This is a genomic window from Paenibacillus sp. OAS669, assembly GCF_014873645.1.
GTDB lineage: Bacteria > Bacillota > Bacilli > Paenibacillales > NBRC-103111 > Paenibacillus_S > Paenibacillus_S vulneris.
The window spans coordinates 1,113,004-1,138,156 of the sequence record NZ_JADBDR010000001.1; the positions used below are offsets into that span (position 1 = coordinate 1,113,004).

23 protein-coding genes are annotated in these 25,153 nt (G+C 48.9%); 4 read left to right on the forward strand and 19 right to left on the reverse strand.

All coding sequences use genetic code 11. The features are described from left to right. Positions 1–113: 113 nt before the first annotated feature. A complete protein-coding gene (serC, locus tag GGC63_RS04475; protein WP_079908196.1) occupies positions 114–1,202 on the reverse strand; it encodes a 3-phosphoserine/phosphohydroxythreonine transaminase in 1,089 nt (362 codons plus the stop codon). 177 nt (positions 1,203–1,379) lie between these two features. Between serC and thpR the strand changes: the two genes are divergently transcribed. Beyond that, on the forward strand, positions 1,380–1,955 hold the full coding sequence (gene thpR, locus GGC63_RS04480; RefSeq protein WP_192701236.1) for an RNA 2',3'-cyclic phosphodiesterase: 576 nt from the start codon (positions 1,380–1,382) through the stop codon (positions 1,953–1,955). A gap of 66 nt (positions 1,956–2,021) precedes the next feature. On the opposite strand, the gene GGC63_RS04485 is transcribed toward thpR, so the two are convergent. Beyond that, entirely contained in the window at positions 2,022–3,263 is a 1,242-nt protein-coding gene (locus GGC63_RS04485; RefSeq protein ID WP_192701237.1) for a DUF1501 domain-containing protein, read from the reverse strand. Between the two features lie 17 nt (positions 3,264–3,280). Then, positions 3,281–4,597, reverse strand: coding sequence for a DUF1800 domain-containing protein (locus GGC63_RS04490; protein ID WP_192701238.1), 1,317 nt, complete (start codon positions 4,595–4,597; stop codon positions 3,281–3,283). 296 nt (positions 4,598–4,893) lie between these two features. Between GGC63_RS04490 and GGC63_RS04495 the strand changes: the two genes are divergently transcribed. Then, entirely contained in the window at positions 4,894–5,379 is a 486-nt protein-coding gene (locus GGC63_RS04495) for a GNAT family N-acetyltransferase (protein WP_192701239.1), read from the forward strand. 86 nt (positions 5,380–5,465) lie between these two features. Here GGC63_RS04495 and glnA read toward each other — a convergent pair whose 3' ends face one another. The 7 genes from glnA to GGC63_RS04530 form a co-directional block, all read right to left on the reverse strand. Further along, a complete protein-coding gene (gene glnA / locus GGC63_RS04500; protein WP_079908191.1) occupies positions 5,466–6,890 on the reverse strand; it encodes a type I glutamate--ammonia ligase in 1,425 nt (474 codons plus the stop codon). A gap of 252 nt (positions 6,891–7,142) precedes the next feature. Beyond that, positions 7,143–8,186 (reverse strand): 3-deoxy-7-phosphoheptulonate synthase, encoded by a 1,044-nt coding sequence (gene aroF / locus GGC63_RS04505; protein WP_079908190.1) that lies wholly within the window; start codon positions 8,184–8,186, stop codon positions 7,143–7,145. Positions 8,187–8,342: 156 nt separating this feature from the next. After that, complete coding sequence (locus GGC63_RS04510) at positions 8,343–8,879, reverse strand: DUF2062 domain-containing protein (RefSeq protein WP_079908189.1); 537 nt, start codon at positions 8,877–8,879, stop codon at positions 8,343–8,345. 22 nt (positions 8,880–8,901) lie between these two features. Then, positions 8,902–9,858 (reverse strand): 4-hydroxy-3-methylbut-2-enyl diphosphate reductase, encoded by a 957-nt coding sequence (locus GGC63_RS04515; protein ID WP_192701240.1) that lies wholly within the window; start codon positions 9,856–9,858, stop codon positions 8,902–8,904. Between the two features lie 24 nt (positions 9,859–9,882). Then, positions 9,883–11,406 (reverse strand): sensor histidine kinase, encoded by a 1,524-nt coding sequence (locus tag GGC63_RS04520; RefSeq protein ID WP_192701241.1) that lies wholly within the window; start codon positions 11,404–11,406, stop codon positions 9,883–9,885. Position 11,407: 1 nt separating this feature from the next. Continuing rightward, positions 11,408–12,100: a response regulator transcription factor gene (locus tag GGC63_RS04525; RefSeq protein WP_079908186.1), complete on the reverse strand. Its 693-nt coding sequence runs from the start codon at positions 12,098–12,100 to the stop codon at positions 11,408–11,410. 121 nt (positions 12,101–12,221) lie between these two features. Then, a complete protein-coding gene (locus GGC63_RS04530; protein ID WP_192701242.1) occupies positions 12,222–13,781 on the reverse strand; it encodes a S1C family serine protease in 1,560 nt (519 codons plus the stop codon). 245 nt (positions 13,782–14,026) lie between these two features. Here GGC63_RS04530 and GGC63_RS04535 point away from each other — a divergent pair, with 245 nt between their 5' ends. Then, entirely contained in the window at positions 14,027–14,329 is a 303-nt protein-coding gene (locus GGC63_RS04535) for a hypothetical protein (protein ID WP_192701243.1), read from the forward strand. A 17-nt stretch (positions 14,330–14,346) separates the two neighbouring features. On the opposite strand, the gene GGC63_RS04540 is transcribed toward GGC63_RS04535, so the two are convergent. Continuing rightward, complete coding sequence (locus GGC63_RS04540; protein ID WP_192701244.1) at positions 14,347–14,763, reverse strand: YugN-like family protein; 417 nt, start codon at positions 14,761–14,763, stop codon at positions 14,347–14,349. Between the two features lie 190 nt (positions 14,764–14,953). On the opposite strand from GGC63_RS04540, the gene GGC63_RS04545 reads away from it, so the two are divergent. Next, a complete protein-coding gene (locus GGC63_RS04545; RefSeq protein WP_192701245.1) occupies positions 14,954–16,246 on the forward strand; it encodes an ammonium transporter in 1,293 nt (430 codons plus the stop codon). Positions 16,247–16,354: 108 nt separating this feature from the next. On the opposite strand, the gene GGC63_RS04550 is transcribed toward GGC63_RS04545, so the two are convergent. The 8 genes from GGC63_RS04550 to GGC63_RS04580 form a co-directional block, all read right to left on the reverse strand. Continuing rightward, positions 16,355–16,843 (reverse strand): hypothetical protein, encoded by a 489-nt coding sequence (locus tag GGC63_RS04550; protein ID WP_079908182.1) that lies wholly within the window; start codon positions 16,841–16,843, stop codon positions 16,355–16,357. A gap of 241 nt (positions 16,844–17,084) precedes the next feature. After that, a complete protein-coding gene (locus GGC63_RS04555) occupies positions 17,085–17,435 on the reverse strand; it encodes a hypothetical protein (protein ID WP_225947896.1) in 351 nt (116 codons plus the stop codon). Between the two features lie 221 nt (positions 17,436–17,656). Beyond that, positions 17,657–17,785: a hypothetical protein gene (locus tag GGC63_RS34840; protein WP_264082003.1), complete on the reverse strand. Its 129-nt coding sequence runs from the start codon at positions 17,783–17,785 to the stop codon at positions 17,657–17,659. Between the two features lie 65 nt (positions 17,786–17,850). Next, the gene (locus GGC63_RS35070; RefSeq protein ID WP_079908181.1) at positions 17,851–18,555 is read right to left on the reverse strand and encodes a 3D domain-containing protein; all 705 of its coding nucleotides are present in this window, start codon (positions 18,553–18,555) and stop codon (positions 17,851–17,853) included. A gap of 378 nt (positions 18,556–18,933) precedes the next feature. After that, a complete protein-coding gene (gene thrS / locus GGC63_RS04565; RefSeq protein WP_192701246.1) occupies positions 18,934–20,874 on the reverse strand; it encodes a threonine--tRNA ligase in 1,941 nt (646 codons plus the stop codon). Positions 20,875–21,181: 307 nt separating this feature from the next. Then, positions 21,182–22,111, reverse strand: coding sequence for a putative sporulation protein YtxC (gene ytxC, locus GGC63_RS04570; protein WP_192701247.1), 930 nt, complete (start codon positions 22,109–22,111; stop codon positions 21,182–21,184). Between the two features lie 224 nt (positions 22,112–22,335). Next, on the reverse strand, positions 22,336–23,472 hold the full coding sequence (mqnC, locus tag GGC63_RS04575; RefSeq protein WP_192701248.1) for a cyclic dehypoxanthinyl futalosine synthase: 1,137 nt from the start codon (positions 23,470–23,472) through the stop codon (positions 22,336–22,338). Positions 23,473–23,633: 161 nt separating this feature from the next. Continuing rightward, on the reverse strand, positions 23,634–25,007 hold the full coding sequence (locus tag GGC63_RS04580; protein ID WP_192701249.1) for an EAL domain-containing protein: 1,374 nt from the start codon (positions 25,005–25,007) through the stop codon (positions 23,634–23,636). Positions 25,008–25,153: the final 146 nt, after the last annotated feature.

The following is a 25,153-nucleotide window of genomic DNA, read 5'->3' on the forward strand; positions in this document are numbered from 1 at the left end:
AAAAATGAGTGCCGCCTTACAGGATGTAGCGGTGCTCATTTTTTCTATGTCCATCCCCGATTGCAAAAAGAAAGACAGTCCCCCTTGTGCAGTAAGGACTGCCGCTTCCTCTTTTATCCGTTGCGTTTTTGGAAATCGATCATATACTCAGCCAATGCTTTGCAAGCCTCGTAAGGAACTGCGTTATAAGCCGAAGCACGAATGCCGCCTACGCTGCGGTGTCCGGCCAAGCCAACGAAGTTATGCTGCTCGGATTCCTTCACGAATTTCTTCTCCAGCTCTTCGCTTGGGAGGCGGAAGGTGATGTTCATGATCGAACGGCTGTCCGGATCAATGTTGCCGCTGTAGAAGCCGCCGCTGGCGTCAATAACATCGTACACAAGCTTGCTTTTCTCAATGTTGTTCTTCTCCATCGCAGCAACGCCGCCGTTGTTCTTAACCCATTTCAATACCAGGTTCACCATGTAAATGGAATGAACCGGAGGCGTATTGTACAGGGAGCTGTTCTTGGCATGCGTCGTATAACGAAGCATGAAAGGAATGTGCTTCGGCTCCTCAGCCAGCAGGTCGTCGCGGATTACCGCTACGGTTACGCCGGATGGACCGAGGTTTTTTTGTGCGCCCGCATAGATCATCGCAAATTTGCTTGCATCGATCGGACGGCTCAAAATTCCGCTCGTCATATCGCCGATCAAAGGAATGTCTCCCGTTTCCGGAATGTAGGAGAACTGCGAGCCTTCGATCGTGTTGTTCGTCGTCATGTGGACATAGGCCGAGTTAGGATCAATATGGATATCCTCCTGCTTAGGCAGGCTTCTCCATTTGCCTTCCTTGTTGGATGCCGCAATGACGGCTTCTCCTACCACTTTGCCTTCTTCATAAGCTTTCTCGGAGAAGCTGCCGGTGATGATGTAGCTGCCCACTTTACCTGGCTTCAGGAAGTTCATTGGAATAGTGGCGAATTGGGTGCTTGCGCCGCCGCCCATGAACAATGCTTTATATCCGGATTCAATTCCCAGAAGCTCCAGCAATAAAGCTTGCGTTTCCGCATTGATAGCTTCATACTCTTTACTGCGATGGGAAATTTCCATCAAGGACATGCCAATTCCGTTATAATCTACAAATTCCTGTTGAGCTTGCTGTAATACTTCCAACGGAAGAGCCGCAGGACCCGGGTTAAAATTATACGCTCGTTTCGTCATGGTTTCACACCTTCACCTTGTTATTAGCATCAGCATCTTTAGATTTGATATAGGTATGATAGCAAAGTTTGTCCTAATCCATCAAGTAGTTATGCTCATTCTTCACATCATTGATACATATTTCACAAAGAGCCGGATATCTTAATTTCAAAGAACAAGAAATAAAGGGGGATTGGCATGAGCACAGACAGATTGTTTATAGCTATACCGTTCAATACCGCTGAACGTTCCTTCCTGCAAAGAGAGATGGACGAGCTTCGGGCGAGCCGTTCATTTAGAAAATGGGTTCACCCCGAAGACCTGCATATTACGCTGTGCTTCCTGGGAGATACCGACCCGCAGACGGCCGAACAAGTGAAGAGCTCCCTCACCTCTCTAACTAAGCCGATACGTCCGTTCCGCTTGCAATTTGGGGGGCTGGGTACGTTCGGCAAGCCGGATGCCCCTTCTATACTGTGGAAGGGACTGAGCGGCCAAATGGAGCCGTTACGGCAGCTTCAAGCCCACATCGTGCAGGCCATGGAGCCTCTAGGCTTTCAGCCTGAAAACCGTCCTTATAGACCGCATATTACCCTTGCCAAAAAATATACGGGTGAAGCCCCCTATACGGTAGCCCCTCTCCAGGATATTGAAGGGTCTAATGGGGAACCCGCATCGTGGACCGTCGATCGTATTGTTTTGTTCCGCACCCATATGTACCGGCAGCCTATGTACGAAACCATCGGTATCTATCCGCTGGAAGGCTCTTTGTAACCGGACCTTCATGCAAAAACCGATCAAGCCCCGAAGGACAGGATCGGTTTTATCCTTTTAAAATAATCAAATAAAGGCCAAATTTTCGAAGGAGCCCTTCACGACGCTACCGGCATCGCCCTTGAGCCAATTATTTACCAATGTATAATAAACCGAGCGGAAATCGACCTCGTACTTCAAGTCTCCGTTATCCAGATTAGTGAGGCTTGGCATGACTCCGTACATACCGCCCTTCACCTTGCCGCCCAGAACAAATACCGGGGCCGCGGTTCCATGATCCGTTCCTACATTGCCGTTCTCCTTCACTCTTCGGCCGAATTCAGAGAAGGCCATCGTGACGACACGATCCTGCAGCCCCTGCGCCTCCAGATCCTTATAGAACGTACCAATCGCTTCGTCCAGCTGCTTCAGCAGCTTCGCATGCTGCTCCTTCTCCTGGGCATGATCGTCGAATCCACCCAATTCTACATAAAACACCCGGGTTCCCGACTGACCCGACAGCAGCTTGGAAACGAGCTGAAGATCGCGCGCAATGCCCGATTTGGGATACTCCACCTTGTTCTGATACCCGCTCGTCAAGCTGTGAATGGCTTCCACGCTCTGATAGGCATCGGCGCCCCGTTGGCAGGTCACCTTGATTTGCGTTCCTTGGCGATTCGGATCGTACATATCGATAAAGGCTTTGGCTAACCGGTTTTGCTCAGCCTTCGGCGTTTTGGGATCAAACATCGTATAGGTTTCTACCGATTGAATGACAGGAACGTTAATCGTATCGGAATGAAACGCCTTGTTCGCGTTATTCCCGATCTGGAGCGCCTTGAGCGGGTTCCTCGATTGGGCCAGTGAAGACTCCACATACCGTGCCAGCCATCCCGACCGTATGTATTTCTCCGGCTCCGCCGTTTGCCATATTTCCATGGAACGAAAATGCGAGTGATCCGGCTTGGGGTATCCCACGCCTTGAATAATCGCCAGCTTGCCGTTCTTATACAACTCGTTCAACCGGGTCAGGCTCGGATGAAGGCCTACCTCATTATTAATGGCGAGCACTTCATTCTCCATAATTTTGAGCGTCGGGCGAGCGTCAAAATACCCTCCCATGCCGTAAGGAATGAGCGTATTAATCCCGTCATTACCCCCGGACAGCTGAATGACGACGAGGACCGGCGCATCGACATTTTGCGGCTGATCCTCTGAAGCACTGCTCAGCGGAGAGCCATCCTGTGCGAAAATCATCGGTCCTCCCAGCCCGAGCGTGGCCAGCAAAGCCGTTCCTTTTAACAAAAAATCCCTTCTTGTCAGCTTCATTCCGCCCTCACTCCCCCTTATTTCATCTGTGCTTCCGGACTGATCATTATGAGCTGAAGCAGCCCTTTCATCCCTGCGGCTTTTTGTGCCGAATGTACGAAGGTATCCTCCGCGTATTTCGTAAGTACTTGTGCGGTTTGTTCACCGAGATACCATACACCCGCATTTTGCGCAAATTGATGCACCCAATCCTCGGCTGTTGCTTCCGCATCCAGCTTGTAGTCGTTCCCGCCAAGCAGCGCATTGTTAATGCGTTTGGCTACCGATTCGGCGAACAGGTACCGCGCCAGCAAGCTGGTTGTCATTAGCCAGGTGGCTCCCCCTCTCCAGCCGGCCACATCGGGCGGCAGGTACAGCTCCTGCCCCATCTTCCTGGAAGCCTGGGCGAAGCCTTTGGACATGGGAATGCGGAACGCCCGAAGAATCCCCACGACGTATTCAACAGGCGTCTTGACCAAGCTCCCCTGATACTTGGGATCGTAGAACGTGTCGGACAAGAACAGCTTCGACAGCACCTCGCCCACGTTGTTCGATTCGGCGAAATCGGCGGCCACCTGTTGGACCCATTCCTCCGGCGGATCATCCACAGCAAAAAACTTCAGCAGCTTGGTCGCCATAAAGTGATAGAGCGCCTCTTGCTTAAACAGCACGTCAATGGTGCTGCTCTCATCAAAATTCCCTTTCTCTCCGAGAATGGTCTTGGTGCCGCCATCATGCTGGCCTTTGTTGAATTTCAGCTCATCCTTCTGCTTGCTGTAGGACCAACCGGTAAAAGCGCGTGCCGCTTCCCTGATGTCCTGCTCCGTATAATTGCCGATCCCCAGGGTGAACAGCTCCATTACCTCGCGGGCATAGTTTTCGTTGGGCTTCCCCTTCTTGTTATTGTTGGAATCCAGATACAGCATCATTGCCGGATCCTTGCCGACCTCCAGCACCAAATCGTGAAAGCTGCCCAGAGCATATTTCCGGAAAAGCTCGTTCTGCCTGACCATCAGCGAAACCTCCTTAACCTTCTGGTAGGAGGTGGCGAAATGACCATGCCAGAACAAGGTCATCTTCTCTATTAACGGTGCCTCGGATGTGACCATACGGTACAGCCAATACGTTTGCTGGTCCCCGATAGAATCCGCCTTCAGCTCCTTGCCGTCGGCCTTGACCTGAGCAAGCGGCAGCAGCTCGCTCCCGCCCCCGGTTAACGCTTCTCCGGCGAGGATCCGCCGTACCGTTTCTTCCTTTCCCAATTCAATGCAAACGCTAACATCCCGTTTATCCACATAGAAGCCTGTACGGCTCAGCAGGTGTACAGCTTCCTTCTCCGTCCATGCTGCCCCCATCTTCGCACCACCCGTTTCACTAGGTTTTATGCTTCTATTATAAGGAAGATTTATTACAAATCAGTGACGCGGCGTAAAAAAGAAAAAGACCGCTTCATGAGCGGCCGCAAGTTATTGTAAAAACCCATTCATATAAAAAATCGCACATCCATTTTACAACCCGCCCCACTTAGGGAGTCCGAATTTTTAAACGTACCTAATTCAACATCATAACTATCCGTTAAGGATAAGTCTATTCTTTTTTTCCAATTCATGTAACAATTTCAATGTATCGCATAAAAGGGAGGTTGTTTGTAATGGATCATGGTAACGTACAGGTTGTTGAGTTAAGTGAAGATATCATTCCGGAGGCAAGCCGGCTGATAGCTCAGTTCAAGAATCTGGATGTCTCTAACGAGCAACGGCTCTCAGAATGCCAAGAGACGCTGCTGCGGCTTCTCCGCTATCCGCACGCCTTCTGCTTATTGGCCCGCATCGAAGATCAGTACACCGGATTTTTAACCTATAATTGGGGCCTCTCCACGTCAAGGGGACTGCCTATTCTACGAACTCAAGACGTGTATACCGCCCCACCTTACCGGCGGAAGGGAGCAGCCAGACAGCTGCTTCTCCATGCCCGTACAATAGCTGAGAAGGCTGGCGCCAATCGGATGCAGCTGGAAACCGATCTTACTAACAAAGCAGCACGACCTTTATATGAGGAGCTTGGCTTTCTATGGATGGAACAAAAGATAGTGTACATGTATCCTATGAATGGCTGGCGACGACCGGACGAAGCATGATGGGGAACTAAGCCTGCAGCGGAAAAAAGAAACAGCCCCCTGAAAAATCCGGGAGGCTGTTCTCTATATGAAGAATCAATAAGTTCTTACAGGTCGAAGTACAAGGAGTATTCATGCGGATGAATACGGATGGATACGGCTTTAGCTTCGCTGCGTTTCAAGCCGATGTAGTTATCGATGAAGTCTTTCGAGAATACGCCGCCTTCAGTCAAGAACTCATAATCAGCTTCCAAAGCGTTAAGAGCTTCATCCAAAGTACCAGGTACGCTGCGGATTTCGCCTTTTTCTGCATCGGACAGGTCGTAGATGTTCTTGTCCAATGGGCCATAGCCAAGAGCGCGAGGATCGATTTTCTTCTTGATGCCGTCCAAGCCAGCCATCAGCATAGCTGCGAATGCCAAGTAAGGGTTCGCTGTGGAGTCCGGAGTACGGAACTCGATACGACAGCCTTTTGGAGTTACAGCTGCAACCGGGATACGAACTGCCGCGGAACGGTTACCTTTGGAGAATACCAGGTTAACTGGCGCTTCATAACCAGGAACCAGACGCTTGAAGGAGTTCGTGGACGGGTTCGTCAAAGCGATCAAAGCCGGTGCATGGTACAGGATACCGCCAATGTAGTTCAAAGCCATTTCACTCAGGTTAGCGTAGCCGCCTTTTTCATAGAAAAGAGGAGTGTCGCCATCGAAGATGGACATGTGAACGTGCATTCCGCTACCGTTGTCGCCAAACAATGGTTTAGGCATGAAGGTTGCTACTTTGCCGTATTGTCTAGCTGTGTTTTGTACGATATATTTGTATTTCATCAGGTTGTCCGCTGTTGTTGTCAATGTGTCAAAACGGAAGTTGATTTCACCTTGACCCGCCGTTGCCACTTCATGGTGATGGCGCTCGATGCGAAGACCGGATTCCATCAACAGACGGCACATTTCGCTGCGGATGTCTTGTTGTGTATCGGTAGGACCTACTGGCACGTATCCGCCCTTGTGGCCTACTTTAAAACCAAGGTTTCCGCCTTCTTCTTTACGGTTGGAGTTCCAGTGAGCTTCTTCAGAATCAACGAAATAAGAAGCTTTGTTCTGACCGCTCTCGAAACGAACTTCGTCAAAGATGAAGAATTCGGATTCCGGAGCAAAGTTTGCTGTTGTACCTACTCCAGCTTTTTGCAAGTACTCTTCCGCTTTTTGAGCGATGCTGCGCGGGTCACGATCATAGCGCTCGCCATCTGGAGTGTGGATGTTACACATAACGATCAATGTAGGATGTGCTGTGAAAGGATCAACATATACTGTCTCGGTATCAGGAAGCATAACCATGTCAGATTCTTCAATACCTTTAAAGCCTGGGATGGAAGATCCGTCGAATGCTACCCCGTTCACAAATGTAGCTTCGTCAACTTCATTAGCCGGCAAGGAGATATGATGAGCTCTACCGTTAAGATCTACAAAACGAAAATCGACCCACTCAATGCCTTTTTCTTTAAGGATGTTTAATACGTTTTGAACTGACATGAATCGCCAACCTCCTAATTTCCGAACATTCTTCTTGGTTTGTTCGTACATTGTTCAAGTTTTTTATTTATCATGGTGTTATTATATAGCTTTTCATGAATGATCGTCAATACTTATGTGAGGTATTTTTTATGATTATGTGAGGTATCCTTACACATACATAGGTTTTCGTTCATAATTTCGACAAAAATAGACTTGATCCCCCTAGAAGCAAGGAATCAAGCCTTCTGATTTGTTAACATTCCTATTTAATTACACGTTAATTGCTTCTTTTTTTGTGTCAAACCGTTTGCCGCACAATGGAGCAAGCTTCTCCAAATCCAGCATCAGCTTCGCAAATTGATCCGGGAATAACGATTGTACGCCGTCCCCTGTCATCGAATTGTCCGGATCCGTGTGCATTTCCACAATCAAGCCGTTCGCGCCTGCGGCCACGGAAGCTTTACTCATCGGCTCTACCAGCTCTCTGCGTCCCGTGCCATGGCTCGGGTCTGAGATGACCGGCAAATGGCTTAAAGTTTGAAGCGCCGGGATGGCTGCCAGATCCAGCGTATTTCTCGTGTAAGGTTCGAATGTTCGGATTCCGCGCTCACAGAGCATCACATTCGGATTGCCTCCCGCCAATATGTACTCCGCCGCATTCAAAAATTCATCGTACGTGGAGCTGAATCCTCTCTTGAGCAGCACCGGCGTTTTAATAGTTCCCAGCTTGCGGAGCAGATCGAAGTTTTGCATATTCCGCGTGCCAACCTGCAGGATATCCGCATACTCGGCGCACACATCTACATACTCCGGCGTCATAACCTCCGTAATAGTCAGCAGCCCGTGCTTCTTGCCGGCTTCCGCCATCATCACGAGGCCCTCTACGCCGACACCTTGGAAGCTGTAGGGTCCGGTTCTCGGTTTGAAGGCCCCGCCGCGCAGCACTTGAGCGCCTGCCGCTTTAACCAATCGCGCAATCTCATCGATTTGCTCCGGGGATTCTACGGCACACGGACCGCCCATAATGACGAGCTGATCTCCGCCGATCTCTACATCCTTGATTTTAATTACGGTATTCTCAGGGTGAAAATCACGGCTCGCCAGCTTGTAGGATTTCGAAATTTTGACGACCTGCTCTACGCCGGACAGCTGGCGCAGCTGCTCGGCAAGCATCGGATCGGCTTTCCCGATGATTCCGATGACCGTACGGTCCACTCCTTTGGACACATGGGCTTGAACGTCGTGCTTTTCAATGTGCTGAACAATCTCCTGGATACGTTCTTCAGATACTTTATTAGAAATAATAACGATCATAATAGCAACACTCCCGTAAATAGAATATAAGTTAACCTTCACGATCCAAATCCACTGACACGCTTCAACGCTTATACGCTTTTAAGCTTTTAATCACTAAAGTAACTATACAACGAGAATAAGCTCCTCGTCAAGTGCAGGAGCTTGCTTTTCTCCTCAATGCGTTGACTCAGAGCTTATCATCAATTGAGCTTTTCTCAGCTTTCGTTTTTCTTTTCTCTTGGAATGGTACATTTCAAGTCCCCAGCGAATAGGGTAATAAACAATTAATCCTAATATAATGCCTACTACGACGCCTCCAATGAACAATTTCAAGTTGGAGCGGATAAAGGCGTCCATCCAGTCGGGTAAATGATCCGCCAAAAACTTGCGCGTACCGCGCGGTAACAGCAGGCCGCCGATCTTCATATGAAAATAGGTCATCGGGAGATAGATCACCTTCCCGAACACGAATCCTATTAAAGCCGCGGCCATACTGCCGCGAAACAAATAGACTAAAGGGAAGATAAGGAAAAAGGCCAATCCAACGGTAGGCAGCGTGAACATTTCGATTGCCAGACCGATTGAGAAACCGGCAGCTACCATACCGGGTCCCCCCTTGGCCCGGGTCAGCAGCAAATACTTCAATTTAAACCAGCGTTTAATATTCCGGAAGTGAAAAGGTTTTTTACTTTTTGCCTTCTTCAGCTGCATGTCCCTTCATCCTTACATTTTGTTATTCGTTTCCAGCCTTTTGCTTCACTGACGGAATTAATTTATTCATATTAATCGTTCGCTTAATCTCCCAAGAAGACTCCACTTGTGGATCAAGCTGTTCCAAATAGTTTATGACTTCTTTGGTAATTGGTGTCGGCGTAGAGGCTCCGGAGGTCACCGCAACGCGTCTTACCGGCTCCAGCCATTCACGCTTGATTTCTGTAATATCCCCAATTCGGTATGCTTTCACACCTGCGATTTCCTCAGCTACCTGTGCCAGCCTGTTGGAATTATTACTGCGCGGATCCCCGACAACCAGAACAAGATCGGCATCCTTGGCCTGCTCGGCTACCGCTTCCTGACGAACCTGCGTGGCCAAACAAATCTCGTTATGAATTTCCGCCTTGGGGAATTTCTCCAAAAGCCCGTTCATAATGTGTTTAATGTCCCATTGGCTCATCGTCGTCTGGTTCGTAATGATGATTCTGGCGGAGTTATCCAACTCTAAACGGTCGATCTCGTCCAGCCTCTCAATTAGATGAACTTGATCCGGAGCGACTCCAATAGCCCCTTCCGGCTCAGGATGGCCTTTCTTGCCAATATAAATAATGTGGTAGCCTTCCGCCGTCTTCTCCTTGATCAGATCATGCGTCTTGGTTACATCCGGACAAGTCGCATCCACCACGGTCAGCCCCTTTTCTCTTGCTAGCTGACGCACCTCAGGGGAAACTCCGTGAGCTGTAAAAATAACCGTTCCCTTATCGACCTGCTTCAAGATGTCCAGCCGGTTCGGGCCATCCAGCGTAATAACGCCTTCTTTATCAAAATAATCCGTCACGTGGGAATTATGCACAATCATGCCTAAAATAAAAACCGGTCTCGGCAGATCCAGATTTTTTGCCGTTTGCATGGCCAGCGCCATGGCATCCACAACTCCGTAGCAATAGCCCCTCGGAGAGATTTTGATCACATCCATCACTGCACCGTCCTCTCTAGTCCATTATACCTGATTCCCCGCTTCTAGGGAATGCTGCTGCTCGAATGTTGTCGATAGTATGGGCAGCCAAATAATGAAAGTGCTCCCCTCGCCCTTGCGGGTCGTTACCTCAATGGACCCTTGATGCTCGTCAATAATCCATTTGGCAATTGATAATCCGAGTCCTGTACCCGAGGTTTGCCCCCGGGATGGATCCGCCCGGTAAAAACGTTCGAAAATAAGCGGAACCTCTTCTTTATCCATGCCGATTCCCGTATCCTCTATCCGGATGCCGATCTGGTCATTCATCCTCTTGACATCCAGCTTGACCATTCCGCTTTCAGTGTATTTAAAAGCATTTTCGACAAAAATAAAGATCAGCTGCTGCAGATAATCCTTGTTACCATTGACCCTTACACCTTCCAATGCCGACAAATCGCCTGCCAACCATTCTGCTGCATGCGGCAGAAGCTGGGCCTTCCGAATGACCTGCTCGACAATCGGCTTCAAGTCAACCTCCGTCTTCTCCATCACAAAGCCTGCGTCCGCTCGGGCAAGCGCCAGCAGATCGTTCACGAGACGGGTCATTCTTTCGGACTCTCCGGCAATGTCATGCATGGCTTCGAGCGACAGCTCGAGCTGCTGTCTATCCTCAGGCGTTCCGTTAACCGCTGTCCGCTTCCACATTTTTTCCAGCAAATCCACGTTCCCACGGATGGTTGTTAGTGGAGTCCGCAGCTCGTGGGAGGCGTCGGATACGAAGCGCCTTTGCTTTCTATACGCTTCTTCCAAATCGGAATAGGTCGTCTGCAGCCTGCCCAGCATGCCGTTGATCGTGCTCGTCAGCCGTCCGATCTCATCCTCTGGACCGTCATAGTTGATTCTATTGCCCAAGTCGGTTCCTTTCTCAATCTGGTTCGCCGCGGCGATAACTTGATCGATGGGTCTGAGCGCCTTCCTGGCCATGAACCATCCGACGGATGCAGCCAGCAAAATCGTTACAACGGAGGCAAATATAAGAATCAAGCGCAGCAGGGAAAACAGCTTTTCGAAATCTCCCGTATAGACTGCAGCTTGAAATACACCCGCCAATTGCTGCTGGCCGTTTTTTAGCGCTGATATCGGCAGGCTGTACACCATAAAATCCATATTCTCGATTTTTACCCTTTGGAACAGGTTGCCCTGCTCCACCAAGGCTTGTTTTTGTTTTTCAGTCAAATCCGGCAAAGACATGCTTAGGTCCCTAAGGTTCGCGGATTGGTCCGATTTTCCATTCAGGTAATTATTCAATTGGTAAAATGTCGTTGAATTTTTGAGCAGTTCCCGTCCTTGAGGCATGAAAAAGTCCCAACTGACGCCTCCGCCCAAAGTAATGACCATTCGAGGCTGAATACGCGTGTAAACATCCTCCGTCTGATTAATCAGATTGTCTTTGTAAGTGGTGTAGTTATTATAGTAGAGCAATCCGTACAAGCCAAAGCCGAACAGCAGTACTGTGACCGACAAAATGCCCGTATACCATAAAGTCAGACGAAGACGTATGGTCACGTCATCCCTCTCCTCTCAGTACATATCCGGCGCCGCGAACGGTCTGAATAATCCGTTTGTGCCCATGCTCCTCCGTTTTTTGTCGCAGCAGCGCAATATACACCTCAAGCACGTTCGACTCACCGCTGTAATCGTATCCCCATATTTTTTCCATAATCAGATCGCGGGAAAGAACCCTCTTCGGATTTTGCATAAACAGATGCAGCAGCTCAAATTCTTTGGTCGTTAGCTCAACCAATTGTCCGCCGCGGAATACCTCACGGGTATCCAGATCCATGAAGACATCCTGGTACTGCAGCCGGTTCGTCGCCTGCTCCGGCTTCTCCGAGGCTTTTCTGCGGAGCAGCACGCGAATTCTCGCAAGCAGCTCCTCCAGGGCAAAAGGCTTCACCAAATAATCATCCGCGCCGCTGTCGAGCCCCTTAACGCGGTCTGCGATCTCGTCTTTGGCGGTCAGCATGAGCACCGGTACGGTAGCGCCACCCTCTCGAATGCGGCGAACCACCTCCCACCCGTCCAGCTGAGGCATCATGACGTCCAGGATAACGGCATCCGGATCATGCTCCAAAATTTGCTTTAATCCATCCATACCGTGATTAGCCGTAAATACGGTGTACCCTTCAAAGGCCAGCGACCTTCTCAGCATGGATGTAATTTTCTCATCATCATCTATTACCAATATTTTTTCTCTCATCTTATAGCACCACCTTCATCCTATTGTAACAAAATCCTGCTTCCAGATACAAAAAGAAGCAGAGCTTCACGAAAGGTCGCTCTACTTCTTCTTCTGTTCTAACCTTTTTCTGTGTAGGTCTTTATTCCGTGGCGTTCTTATCTCCGACGATAACCGTCACATTTTCCTTTTTACCGTCTCGCATAATGCCAAGCGTCACTTTATCATTAACCTTCAAGGCTTTAATCTTGTCCTGCACCTCTTGTGTCGTTTTTACTTTGGCCCCGTTCACCTCTACGATAACATCGTATGGTCTCAGGCCTGCTTTAAAGGCAGGGCTTTTTCTAACGACATCCGAGATAATAGCGCCGTCCGTATTTTCGAGCTTCAGCTCGGCCACCCAGTCCTTATCGATAGGAGACATGGCAACACCAATGTACGGAGATGGTTCCTTCGGAATTTTCACGTTGTTTTTCAGGTTATCCAAAACACTGGAAATCGTACTGGTCGGTATCGCAAAGCCGATACCTTGAGCTTGGGCGCTGACCGCGGTATTAATCCCGATGACTTCACCGTTCAGGTTCAACAAGGGACCGCCGGAGTTACCAGGGTTAATGGAAGCGTCTGTTTGCAGCAAGTGCTTGTATTCGCGCGTTCCTTGCGTATCTGGAATGGAGATCGGGCGCTCCTTCGCGCTCAATACCCCAACCGTAACGGTATGGTCAAAGCCGTATGGGTTCCCGATAGCGACAACCCAGTCACCTACATTCGTATCCTCCGCTTTACCGAGCGGCAGGGAAGCAAACTCTTTGCCGTCCGTCGATTCAATTTTCAAAGCGGCCAAGTCCAGGTCATAGCTGTTACCGAGCAGCTGAGCTTTGAACGGCTCTTGATAGCCTTGTACCGTTACCCATATTTCATCCGCGCCGTCAATCACGTGCTCATTGGTCAAGATATAGCCGGATTTTTCAAAAATAAATCCGGTACCCATTCCGCCAGGCTGCAATTGATCTGAATTGCTCTTTGGCTTCTGCTGGGAACGACCGTTATCCCCGAAAAATTGACGGAAGAACGGATCATCGAAGATGGAATTGCCGCTGCTCGCTTTTGCCTTCACCTTCGTTTCAATTTTTACAACGGCCGGTCCGGATTGCTCTGCGATTTGGGCGATGTTATCCGGTCTGCCGAGACTGAGTGAGGTTGGCTTCACTGCTCCGCTTCCGTTCGAGGATTGGGATGAGGATGCACCTGAAGTCGAAGTATTGCCCATGACCCCATGAGAGCCGGTGAACAGGTTCATTTTGTCGGAAGCGAACATCAGGCTCCCCACTACCACGGCCCCAGCCAGGAAAGAGATGAAGGCGCTTCTGAACGAAGAGCTCCGTTTCTTTGGCTCGAACTGCCAGTTTCTCATCGGGTCCTGAGGCATTCCGCCCTCCTGTCCATTGTAAGAAAACGTACGCAGCGGCTTGGGCGGTGTCATCTCTACGCGAGTATCTCCTTCCGTGGAGCTTGCCATCGTCGAGCCGGTCGTTTCTTCATTTCCCATAGTAGATTTATAAGGCCCATAGGAGTAATAGTATGAAGGTCTTTCCTGCTGCGCTTCATTCCGATCCGATTTATCGGCATCGTGAGAAGAGATATGGTTAGTTTCGCCGTCTTGACGACGAAAGAAGTCGTTATTATTTTTGTTATCGTCCATTGAAAAACCCTCCGTTCATATCAGGCTTTAAGGTTATCTATGCTAATTGCTATCTTTGACTATATAATGCCTTTGTAACCTTAAAGAAACCTTAAAATTATATGAATCGAAGGTAAAAAGATTTGTCAATCCCACCTAACTGATGACAATCCCCCTATATCCCCCTTGCTCTCAAGGGGGACCCCGGGCGCTGGCGCCCCTGGACCCCGCAAGCTGGGTGCAGGGAGAGGGTTATAGCCGCTTCGATGAGACGGTTGAGGGGGGAGCGCGTCAGTCAAAGTCTTGATTTGCTGAAGCAAATCAAGACTTTGACACGCTTTCATCTGTGGGGGAACGGGCTGGTGCTTGGAGTTACGTTAGCTTATTGGGAGCGCGACTGTCCTGGACGGCTTTGCAAGCAAAGCTTCGCCCTGGACACGCTTTACGTCGGGAGCGAAAAAAGAGTTTTTATTCGCTGGGCTGTTTCAATAAGAAGAGAAGCTGCTGCGGCAGCTTCTCTTCTTATTGAAATGCGCATGCTCATAGCACCAAAAGCAGATGACAAATGACTAACCCCTCACGAGCCCTAACGTCCTGACCAATTCACTTCGACCTCACGCAAAATAGCTTCCGCCTTTTTCGCCCACTCATCGCTGACGGGCGCATCCTTGTCAACGGGCTCCTGGAACTGATCGATCAACGCGCCGTAGGTATTAACCTGAGCTTCTCTATCCAAGCCTTCATTATATAGATGCTTGAGCACAAAAGGTGTGCCCATGCGAATCACGGCATCGACCGAATCCGAATTCCCATCCAATTCTCCCCTAATAACGGCAAAAGGAATGCGAAGCCAAACCTTATTTTCGGTATCCAGCGCCCGGTCAAAGTAACCATGATCGTACTCCCAATTCCCGCCCAAAGTAAATTGATGACTCTCTAAAGCGTTACGAACTTGATCGTATGCTTCCTCCCGGTTGACCAGGGTAGAATCTAATGAAATCATGGTCCATCCTCCAGTACCTTTTAGTAATAGAATGAACGGAGCCGCTGGAATTTATCCCTTTCGAATAAAAACGATCATTCGACCTGTCATGTCATTTTATCTTACGTAGTTCGTTGACATAATTGTCATGAAAACCGTATAATGATTGGCGTAGATGGACCAATATACAGGTTACAAGGGAGTTGAACGTATGGATTTGTCCGCTTTGGCGAGTGGATTGGATACGATTTGGGTAGTCCTGACAGCGGCCATGATTCTGCTGATGGAGGGAGGCTTCGCCCTGCTGGAAGCAGGCTTCGTACGGCAGAAGAACGCAGTCAGCATCATAATGAAGGTGTTCGTGGACATTACGTTCGGCGCGCTTATTTTTTATTTCATCGGCTTTGGCCTTATGTACGGCAAGGATGCCTTAGGTCTCATCGGAACAAGCGGCTTCATGATGGGAGGAGACCTGACACACATCAAGCTTACCATCTCTAACGATACGTACTGGCTCTTCCAATGTGCCTTCGTCATCGCGGTCATTTCCATCGTATCGGGAGCCGTTGCCGAACGTATTCATTTTCACGCTTACATTCTATACACGATAGCCATGACCGGCCTCATCTACCCTATCGCCGGGCACTGGGTTTGGAGTGCGGGCGGTTGGCTCGGAAGACTTGGAATGATCGATTTCGCCGGCTCTGCCGTCATTCACGCCATGGGCGGCTTCTCGGCCTTGGCTGCCGCCATATTCATCGGCCCCCGCATCGGAAAATTTTCCGATAATGGAACACCTAACATCGTCCCTCCGTCGAACCTGCCGTTAGCCTCTGTCGGCGCATTCATTCTTTGGTTCGGCTGGTTCGGATTTAACTCCGGCAGCACGCTCAGCGCAACCAACGGCTCGATCGGCCATATCGCAGTGACCACGATGCTGGCCGCTGCAGCAGGAGGAGCAACCTGCATTCTGTTTACTTTATTCCGATACCGTAAAGCCGACCCGCCTATGGTCATTAACGGCTCCTTGGCCGGACTGGTCAGCATAACGGCCGGATGCGCCTTCGTCAGTGACGGAGCCGCCATTTTCATCGGAGCCATCAGCGGCATTGCCATGGTATTCGCAACCGAATATTTGGATTCCAAAAAAGTCGACGATCCTGTAGGGGCCTTCGCTGTCCACGGAGTCAGCGGAAGCATCGGGACTCTGGCAGTAGGGTTATTCGCCAAACCCGAACTTACCGAAGGCATCGGCCAAGGCTACAGCGGGTTGTTTTATGGCGGAGGATGGAGCCTTCTTGGCGCGCAGGCTCTCGGTTTGGTTATCGTTTCTGTGTGGGGCTTTATTTTAACGTGGACTTCCTTGAAGCTAATTAATCGTTTAGTCCCTGTTCGGGTCAGCCGGGACGAGGAGCTTGTCGGCTTGGATGTCGGCATTCACGGCGTTCCTGCGTACAGCCAGGATCATGATTTTATTGAGCTCGAGCAGCTAAAGAAAAACTGAAATACCCTACAAACAGATTCAACGCTATTGAAGCCGATTCAGGTGCTTTACGGAATATTAAAAGGGCTGGCAAAAAAGCACATGTGCTTTTGCCAGCCTTGTTTTTCTTTATTTACTTCCGCCACTTTCCGACTTGGAAGTGACTTTTCCGTTGTTGAACGTGATTTTTACGGATCCGCCGTCTTTTAGTTTATACTCATAGGTCTGGACAGGACTGCTGCCTTCCCCTTCCGAGAACTCATTGATCAACTTACCCATTTGGCCCATCGCTTTAGAAACTTCGTCGTAGGTCATGCCCATTTCGACTTTACCATACTGATCCGTAGTAACAATCGGCTGCTCCTTAGCTCCTTTTGGAGCTTCAGGCGGTGGTGTTGGTTTACTTGCTTGATCTGCCGGCTTGTTTTTATTGGCGTCATCGCCTTTTGCTGCCGAATCCGTTGCATTAGGAGCAGTGGAAGCCTGTGGTGATGGTGACGGTGATGGTGTCTGCTGTTGATTAGGCTGAGTCGTGCCCGCCTGATCCGCTGGTTTGCTTGTACATCCTGTTGCTAATAAAGCTAAAGCAAAACATATGATGAGTACTTGGCGCATCATCAAATCCCTCCATTCAAGATTGTATTCCAGAGATGATATTGAACCCTGCAGCCGCCCGACTGAACCCATTATAACGATTTTTTTGTCGTAAAGCAAAGTCCTGTGTCGATTCCAGTTTCACCCGGCATCATGTCAATCGTCTGCACAAACAAAAACAACCCCGTCAGCATCGCTTTTAATAGCAATGCAACCGGAGCCATACAGACTGCAAACAGGTGAATTTTATAACAATACACTCGGATTATATGCCCAGTTCCTTCATGAATTCTTCGCTGATAGCAACATCATCGGACGATTCGCTGCTGTTCAGGATTGAATTCGCCTTTTCAACTTCCATGCGCAGCTGCCGAACCTGTTCCATAGGCTTTTTGACGTAGTGGATATATTCTACGGCCAGATGATGGTCCGGCTTTTTACCGGCAAAGATCCGACGAAACGACGACATAGCCCTGTAGCTCCGCTCCTCCATCAGCCGTTTTTTCTCATAGCGTTCGATAACCTGCTCGATTTCAGCAATCTGCTCTTCCTTTCGGGCTATATAAGCCTCTAAAAAAGGCAGTACTTCTGCTGTTTTCCGTCTAGTTATCGGCATTGAATTCCCCATCAATAAAGCGTCTCGCATGGGACATCACCTATCTTTTCATGTTAACTTATATTACAGTATAAATCCTATTTTACACTAAAACATCCGCTTTGAAAACCTCCAATTCAAGAACGATGTTAGGAATTAATGGGGGTTTCCTCATTATTTAAAGAAAAAGAAGCGAACGTTATGCTACGCCCGCTTCTTTATGCATTTTATCTCACATAACCTTAATATTTAGCGTTTTGGTTCGCACCTTCGTTTGCATTGTTTTGACCAGCTTGCTTCACATTTTTAGCTGTTACCTCTTGTGCAAACTCGGTATCATTTTGCTGCTTTTTATTTCTGTTCTTAGCCATGTTGTCATTCACCTCCCCTTACATCCATTAGTATGGGTTCGGTGAAAGGCTTTTATGTTGGAAGTTTAAAACAGGATCTCATTCTCCAGCTGGCTCCAAATCGTTTTTGTTATTTTGCCGTCACCTTTTTTAACGATAAACACGTTCAACGTTTTTTTGCCCCATTCCCGGTACACCTGATCCTTGGTTTCGAAATACAGATCGATTCGGTTCCCTTTGATGGCACTGCCAGTATCTGCGACAATTCCATATCCGTAACCTGGGATCCATAGCACGGTTCCAAGCGGGAACACGGCCGGGTCGGCAGCGATCGTGGAGAACGAATTTTTATCCCGCTGTACCTTCATCCCAGAGAAAGTAACCCCATATTCAGGGTGCCCCGGTGTTTTCCCGGTCGATTCCTTCCCTGCATAATAGCCGGTAGCTGTTACTTCCACGGCCTTATAGTGGGATATGTCCTTTTTCATATTTGGTAAAAAGGTATATTTGTCGCTCTTCTTATTAGAGGTAACGGTAGTGTTCTGTTTTACAGTTGTAACAGCCTTCGTCTCTTTTGCTGCGTTCTCCTCCTGCGGACGGGACAAGGATTGCGGCTCTGCAGCCGCCGGAACGTTTTGGGACAACGACGGCAAGACTTGACTGGTTTGACCATGGTCGGCAGGACCGTTTTGTGCCAAGGACTGCTGCTCTTGCTCCAGCGCCAGAAACAATCCGAGCAGTACGGCAATGAAACAGATCCATTTCGCATGACTTACGGCTTTTGGTAACATACTTGGTTTAAAACCTCCCCTTACTATAAGAGGCTAACCAATTACTACTAGGATTATACAAAAACTCCATACTAGCTGAGCAGGCACGGAACCTTCCTTCTCCAAAAAAAAGAACAATCCCTTGGAGAAAGGATTGTTCTTGGTTATTGAGAAAGCCAGGTTTTACGGGAAAATGTTAATAAGGAGATGGGGTATACCTTGGAAGAGTTTACGTCCGCCTTTGAAACCCGTGAAAATACCGCTACATTCAAATAAATAATTCACGAGTTTCAACAGCGGCTGGAATGGGATACCCCATCGGAGTATTAGAAACATTTTCAACTTCCACAGGTTTCTCAAAACAAAACAATCCCTTCGAAAAGGGATTGTTCTGCCGCATTAATCGATTTGCTTCGTACGAATCGCTTCACTGATTAATGCAGTCGCGCTATCCAGGCTTTGGACACCCAAATCGCCTGCGCCGCGCTTACGTACGGAGACGCTGTTATTGTTCATCTCGTTCTCGCCGACAACGAGCATGTAAGGAATTTTCTCAAGCTGCGCTTCACGAATTTTGTAACCCAACTTCTCATTGCGAAGGTCGGATTCAACACGAATACCAGCCAGCTGCAGCTTTTCTTCCACTTCTTTGGCGTAGCCCTCGAATGCGGTGGAAACCGGAATGACCTTCGCTTGTACCGGAGACAACCAGGTTGGCAGATTGCCCGCAAAGTTTTCAAGCAGGAAGGCTGTCATCCGCTCCATAGTGGAAATAATACCGCGGTGAATAACGACAGGACGATGCTTTTGACCGTCTTCGCCGACGTATTCCAATTGGAAGCGTTCAGGCAGCAGGAAGTCCAGCTGTGCAGTGGACAGCGTTTCTTCTTTCTTCAGAGCCGTCTTGATCTGAACATCCAGCTTAGGGCCGTAGAATGCCGCTTCGCCTTCCGCTTCGTAGAACGGCAAGCCCAGCTCCTCTACAACCTCACGCAGCATGCGTTGAGACATTTCCCACATGTTATCGTCCGGGAAATACTTCTCCGTATCCGCAGGATCACGGTAGGACAAGCGGAAGCGGTAGTCCTTGATGCCGAAATCCTCATACACTTGGCGAATCAGGTTCACCACGCGGGCAAATTCTTCCTTGATTTGGTCCGGACGGCAGAAGATATGCGCATCATTCAAAGTCATCGCCCGTACACGGTGCAAGCCTGTCAAAGCTCCGGACATTTCATAACGGTGCATCGTTCCAAGCTCGGCAACGCGGATCGGCAGATCGCGATAGCTACGCATGTCGCTCTTGTAGACCATCATATGATGCGGACAGTTCATCGGACGAAGAACCAGCTCTTCATTGTCCATGATCATTTTAGGGAACATGTCTTCCTGATAGTGCTCCCAGTGCCCCGACGTTTTGTACAGCTCCACATTGGCCAGAACCGGCGTGTATACATGCTGATAGCCCAGACGCTCCTCCAAGTCAACGATATAACGCTCCATCGTACGGCGTACTTTGGCGCCATGAGGAAGCCACAGCGGCAAGCCTTGTCCTACTTCACGGGAGAAGGTGAACATTTGAAGCTCTTTACCCAGCTTACGGTGATCGCGTTTTTTGGCTTCTTCCAGCAAGTGCAGGTGCTCGTCCAATTCAGCCTTTTTAGGGAATGCAGTACCGTAAATGCGCTGAAGCATTTTATTCTTGGAATCTCCCCGCCAATAAGCACCTGCTACACTCAACAATTTGAACGCTTTAATACGTCCGGTAGACGGCAAATGCGGTCCGCGGCACAAATCGAAAAATTCGCCTTGATCATAAATCGTCAGCACAGAATCTTCGGGCAAATCACGAATCAGTTCCAGCTTCAGCGGATCGCCAAGCTCAGTGAAGATGCGGATCGCTTCTTCTCTGCTTACGACTCTGCGGCGGATCGGCAGGTTTTCCTGAACGATTTTCTCCATTTCCTTCTCGATTTTAGTAAGATCCTCCGGAGTTACCGGTGTTTCCAGATCGATATCGTAGTAGAAGCCGTCCTCGATAACCGGTCCTATCCCAAGCTTAACCGCTTTTTCACCGTAAATGCGCTTAATCGCCTGAGCCATCAAGTGCGCCGTACTGTGACGGTATACTTCCAGCCCGGCCTCGTTATCCAGCGTTACGATCTCTAATGCCGCATCCTGCTCGATAGGCGTGTTCAAATCAACCGCTTTGCCGTTCAACTTGCCGACAACCGCATTTTTCTTCAGTCCGGAGCTGATAGAACCCGCTACTTCTTCAATCGTAGTGCCCAGTTCATATTCTCTTACCGCTCCATCCGGAAAAGTAACTTTTACTGCCATTTTTGTTCGACCTCCTGTAATAGTAAAGCTTGCAACAAAAAAAGCGCCTCATCCCAAAAGGGACGAGAGCGCTTGGTCTCGTGGTTCCACCCTAGTTCGATCCGCCCAAAGCTCCGCGAATCCTCATAAGCATTCATTAACGGGAATGATCCGGAGATATATACTTAACGAGCATGCTTCCTGAAGCAAACTGTGTTCCATATCCCAGCTACAAAGGGGTAAATGATTGTCGTTAACTGAAGGAGCTTACAGCCAGGTCTCCTCTCTCTGTACAGCACTTCAACCATTGTTGTCTTTGATTGTTGCCTTACCCTTTATTATAGTCAGACACTGCCGATCGGTCAAGATTGTGGCATAGTCTGCAGTATTCACAAAGCTGCACGCGATTTTCAAAGATTTGGGTAATCGTTTTGATCACCTGGACCTCCGGGTCTCTGGTATGGATGCAGATTTGGCGCGGAGATACGGAAATCAAGGTACTGACTATGACATCTTCGAAATTGATGTCCTTCTCGATCATTTCCACAGTGAAGGTGGCGTCGGTCTGGCTCGTGTCAATGAGCTCCATTCGGTCGTTCAGCAGAACGAACTCGTTTCCGCCCTTATGTATCAGGTGGGCCGTCGGAATTTTCGCTTCCTGAATGTAAACGAAATATTTTAACAGGGAAATAAACTCTTGGTATTGCTGATCCATCAAAAATTCATCAATGGCATATTCAACCGCTTCACGAAGCTCATTCATATAGTCCTGCAGCCGGAATTGAAGAAAGCCCTGAACATTCAAATCGGTATATTCCTGCAAAAACGCGCTGATGGCCTGTGCAATCATCTGCTTGCGTCTCGAAACGGATTGCTCCAAGGCAGGCTCGAATGCTTCCTCACCCTCTTCAGGAAAAGGAGCAGGACGGCAATAGCCCATGATGGATACGATATCCTCTTCCCGCTTGTAATCAAAATCACGGACAATCATGGTTCGAATCAATCGTCCCTCTTCTTCCTGAACAATCCACTCCGCCAATACCTCAGCGACCTTCGAATACAGCGCATCGGTTCTTCTATCCAATTGAAAAAGGGGAAATATCCCTTCAGCCTGTACAAAAAAGGATGTTTGATCTTGATGCAGGCGGACGGCCACATGCTGCTTATATACGCTTCTGACAGCATCCTCCACAGCCGCATGAAGCTTACGAACGGAGGGCTCCGATGTTTTCGTCAAGGTTAAGGCAAACAGCTTCATCCCATTCACTCCTTCCTTCCCTTACTTCTCTTTTTTAAGTATATGGTCGGGGGAGGGCATATATACAAACAACAATTTCCCATGGGATAGAAGTGAAAAGAAGCATAAATCGCCTGAACCAAGGCTATCAGCAGCACCCATAAGCGAAATATCCCTGTAAAGTAAAGCCTTGGATATTGCAAAAAGCCCCCATAAAGACTAACGCTTTACAGGGGCTTAAACTATTAATTCTGCATGACAAAGTCGTTGTCGACTTTCTCTTCTTCATTATCGAATACTCGCAGAATCTCGTAGCGCGTATTGCGCTGAGCCGGGATTTTGCCTGCTTCGCGGATGATTTGCAGGGTTGAGCCGATATTGACTTTATGCGTCGTTCCTGCGGCGGAGACGACGTTCTCCTCGATCATCGTGCTTCCAAAGTCATTGCAGCCAAAATGAAGCGACTGCTTGCCAACCTCAGGACCCATCGTCACCCACGAGGATTGGAAGTTCGGGATGTTGTCGAGCATGATGCGGCTGATCGCCACGTTCTTCAAATAGTCCTCCGGTCCGAGCTTGTCGGCCTTCAAATTGGTGTTGTCAGGCTGGAACGTCCAGGAGATAAACGCCAAAAATCCCGGAGAATTGTATTTGTTGGCGATACATTCGTCTTGTGCGTCACGAACACGAAGCAGGTGCAGCGCACGCTCTTCCATCGATTCACCGAAGCCGATAACCATGGTTGCCGTAGTGGACATTCCGATCTTGTGAGCGGTTTGCATAACGTCCATCCAATCGCGCCAGGAGCCTTTCAAACGGCTGATTTTGCGTCTTGTACGGTCATCCAGAATTTCGCCTCCGCCTCCGGGAAGCGAGTCCAGGCCAGCCATGTTCAGCTCTCTCATCACTTCTTCGAGCGTGAGCCCGCCGGATACTTCCTTCATCTTCATAATTTCGGCCGGAGAGAAGGAATGCATCGTAATGTCAAAGCGCTTCTTAATCTCGCGCAGCAGGTTCGTATAATAAGAGAACGGAAGGTTCGGGTTGGTTCCCCCCTGCATAAGAATCTCAGTTCCGTTCACATCAATGGTTTCCTGAATCTTTTGGAAAATCGTCTCATCCGGAAGCACGTAGCCTTCCGCCGAGCCCGGCGCACGATAAAATGCACAAAAACGGCAGTATACATCACAAATGTTCGTATAGTTAATATTGCGGCCGATAACAAAGGTTGTAATCGGGTCCGGATGATGCCTCAGCATAATTTGATTAGCGACGTGGCCCATCTTTTCAATTTGATCCGATTCATATAATTGAATGCAGTCTTCGAGACTGATTCGGTTTCCGGCCAGCGCACTGTCGAGGATGCGGTCGATCGAACTCATCCGTGTTCACTCCTTTTTGCTAGCTATTGCCAAAAATTATTTTGCATACGAAAAAACGTTACCATTATCGTACCACAAACGGGGAGCCTAGTCATTAAAAAAGAGACTGCCGGCCCGAGGCCAAGCCCCGTTCGGACAATCTCCTGACACACTTTTGGCAATTATGCGGGCATCATGCTCGCCTGCCGGCTGCGCTTAACCTTGGCCTTGAGCAGATCACAACGCTGAATGCGATCCTGATCCGCCTCGAGAGGCTCCGGCTTTGCAAAATAGAATCCCTGGCCCATCTGCACCTTCAAATCATACAGCATCTCGGCCTCTTCCGCGCGCTCCACACCCTCAGCAATGACTTGACAGTTAATGTTCTCGGCAAAGTGAACCAGCGAGCGAAGCAGCGATTGCTTCACCGTCATTTGATCGATATTTTGAATGACCGATTTGTCGATCTTGATAATATCGGGAATGAGCTCCGTAATGGATTGCAGGCTGGAATACCCGGCACCGGCATCGTCTACCGCGAACCGGAAGCCAATCGAACGGTATTTACTCATCAGGGCGCCCATAAAGCGGAAGTCCTTAATGGCATGACGCTCCGTAATCTCAAGAACGATCTGGGAAGGCGCTACCGTCGGGTACGCATCAAGCAGCTTCATCAAATGCCGCAGCAATAACGGATGCGACAGCGTTACAGGCGTTACATTAATGAACACCTGCTCCTTGATGCTTCGTTTGGCCATCTCCTCGAACGCTTTTTTCATAACCAAAAACTCCATTTTGGACAGCACATCCGCCTGATAAGCATAATCAAACAGCTCGGCCGGGCTGTGAAAAGGAGTGTTTTGCGGACCCCGGGTCAATATCTCCCATCCGAAGATATCCCCGCTCGTTAAATTCATAATGGGCTGTGCCAATACGGCAATATTCTCCGTCTGAATGATATCGATCAGCTGCTGCCGGGATTGGGAGAAATGAACCGGCAGCTTCTTCATAGCTATGGATAACGCGTAACGGTAGGCGAATTGAATCGCCGCTTCTATATTTTCTATATCAGGACCCATCATGTAGCAGCCGGCTGAACAGGTGAGAAGCCCCTCCTGCTTGGCAAAGCCCGCGCGCAAACGTGCCTGAAGCTCCGAGCACATCCCCTGCCCTTTTTGCTGCAGCTGATCATAAGAAACACCCGGCTGCTGTTTAACGAACAGACCGATATCTTCTTGACCGAACCGCTTGATGCCGATAATGTCCTGATGCTTGAAAAAACGCGGCAGCATGTCCAGCATCATATGATTAATCTGCTGTTGCAGCTCCTGAATGCTTGAATACGGATACGTTAAAAACAGCTGAGGAAAATCCTCCAAATGAAACAGGATCAGATAGCAGCCTTTTCCTTTTGCACGCTGCTCTTTTGCCAATGCAGCCACCGGATCGCGTAAGGTAAAATCTGGAGGAAAATATTTTAGAGATCGGTTGGAGAAGGGTAAATAGCAGAGCATTTTGAAACGTTGTTTCCACTTATCGATAAAAAGCGACGGCATTTTCTTCCCCCTCTGCCTGCATGGACCTTTTTGAACCATCATAACATGAGACCCTGGTCATGAATAGACATAATGTCCTAGAAAAAGGGAATTTCACCCAAAATAATGCTTAAGAACTACCGCTGTCGAAACATGCTGTCAAACCT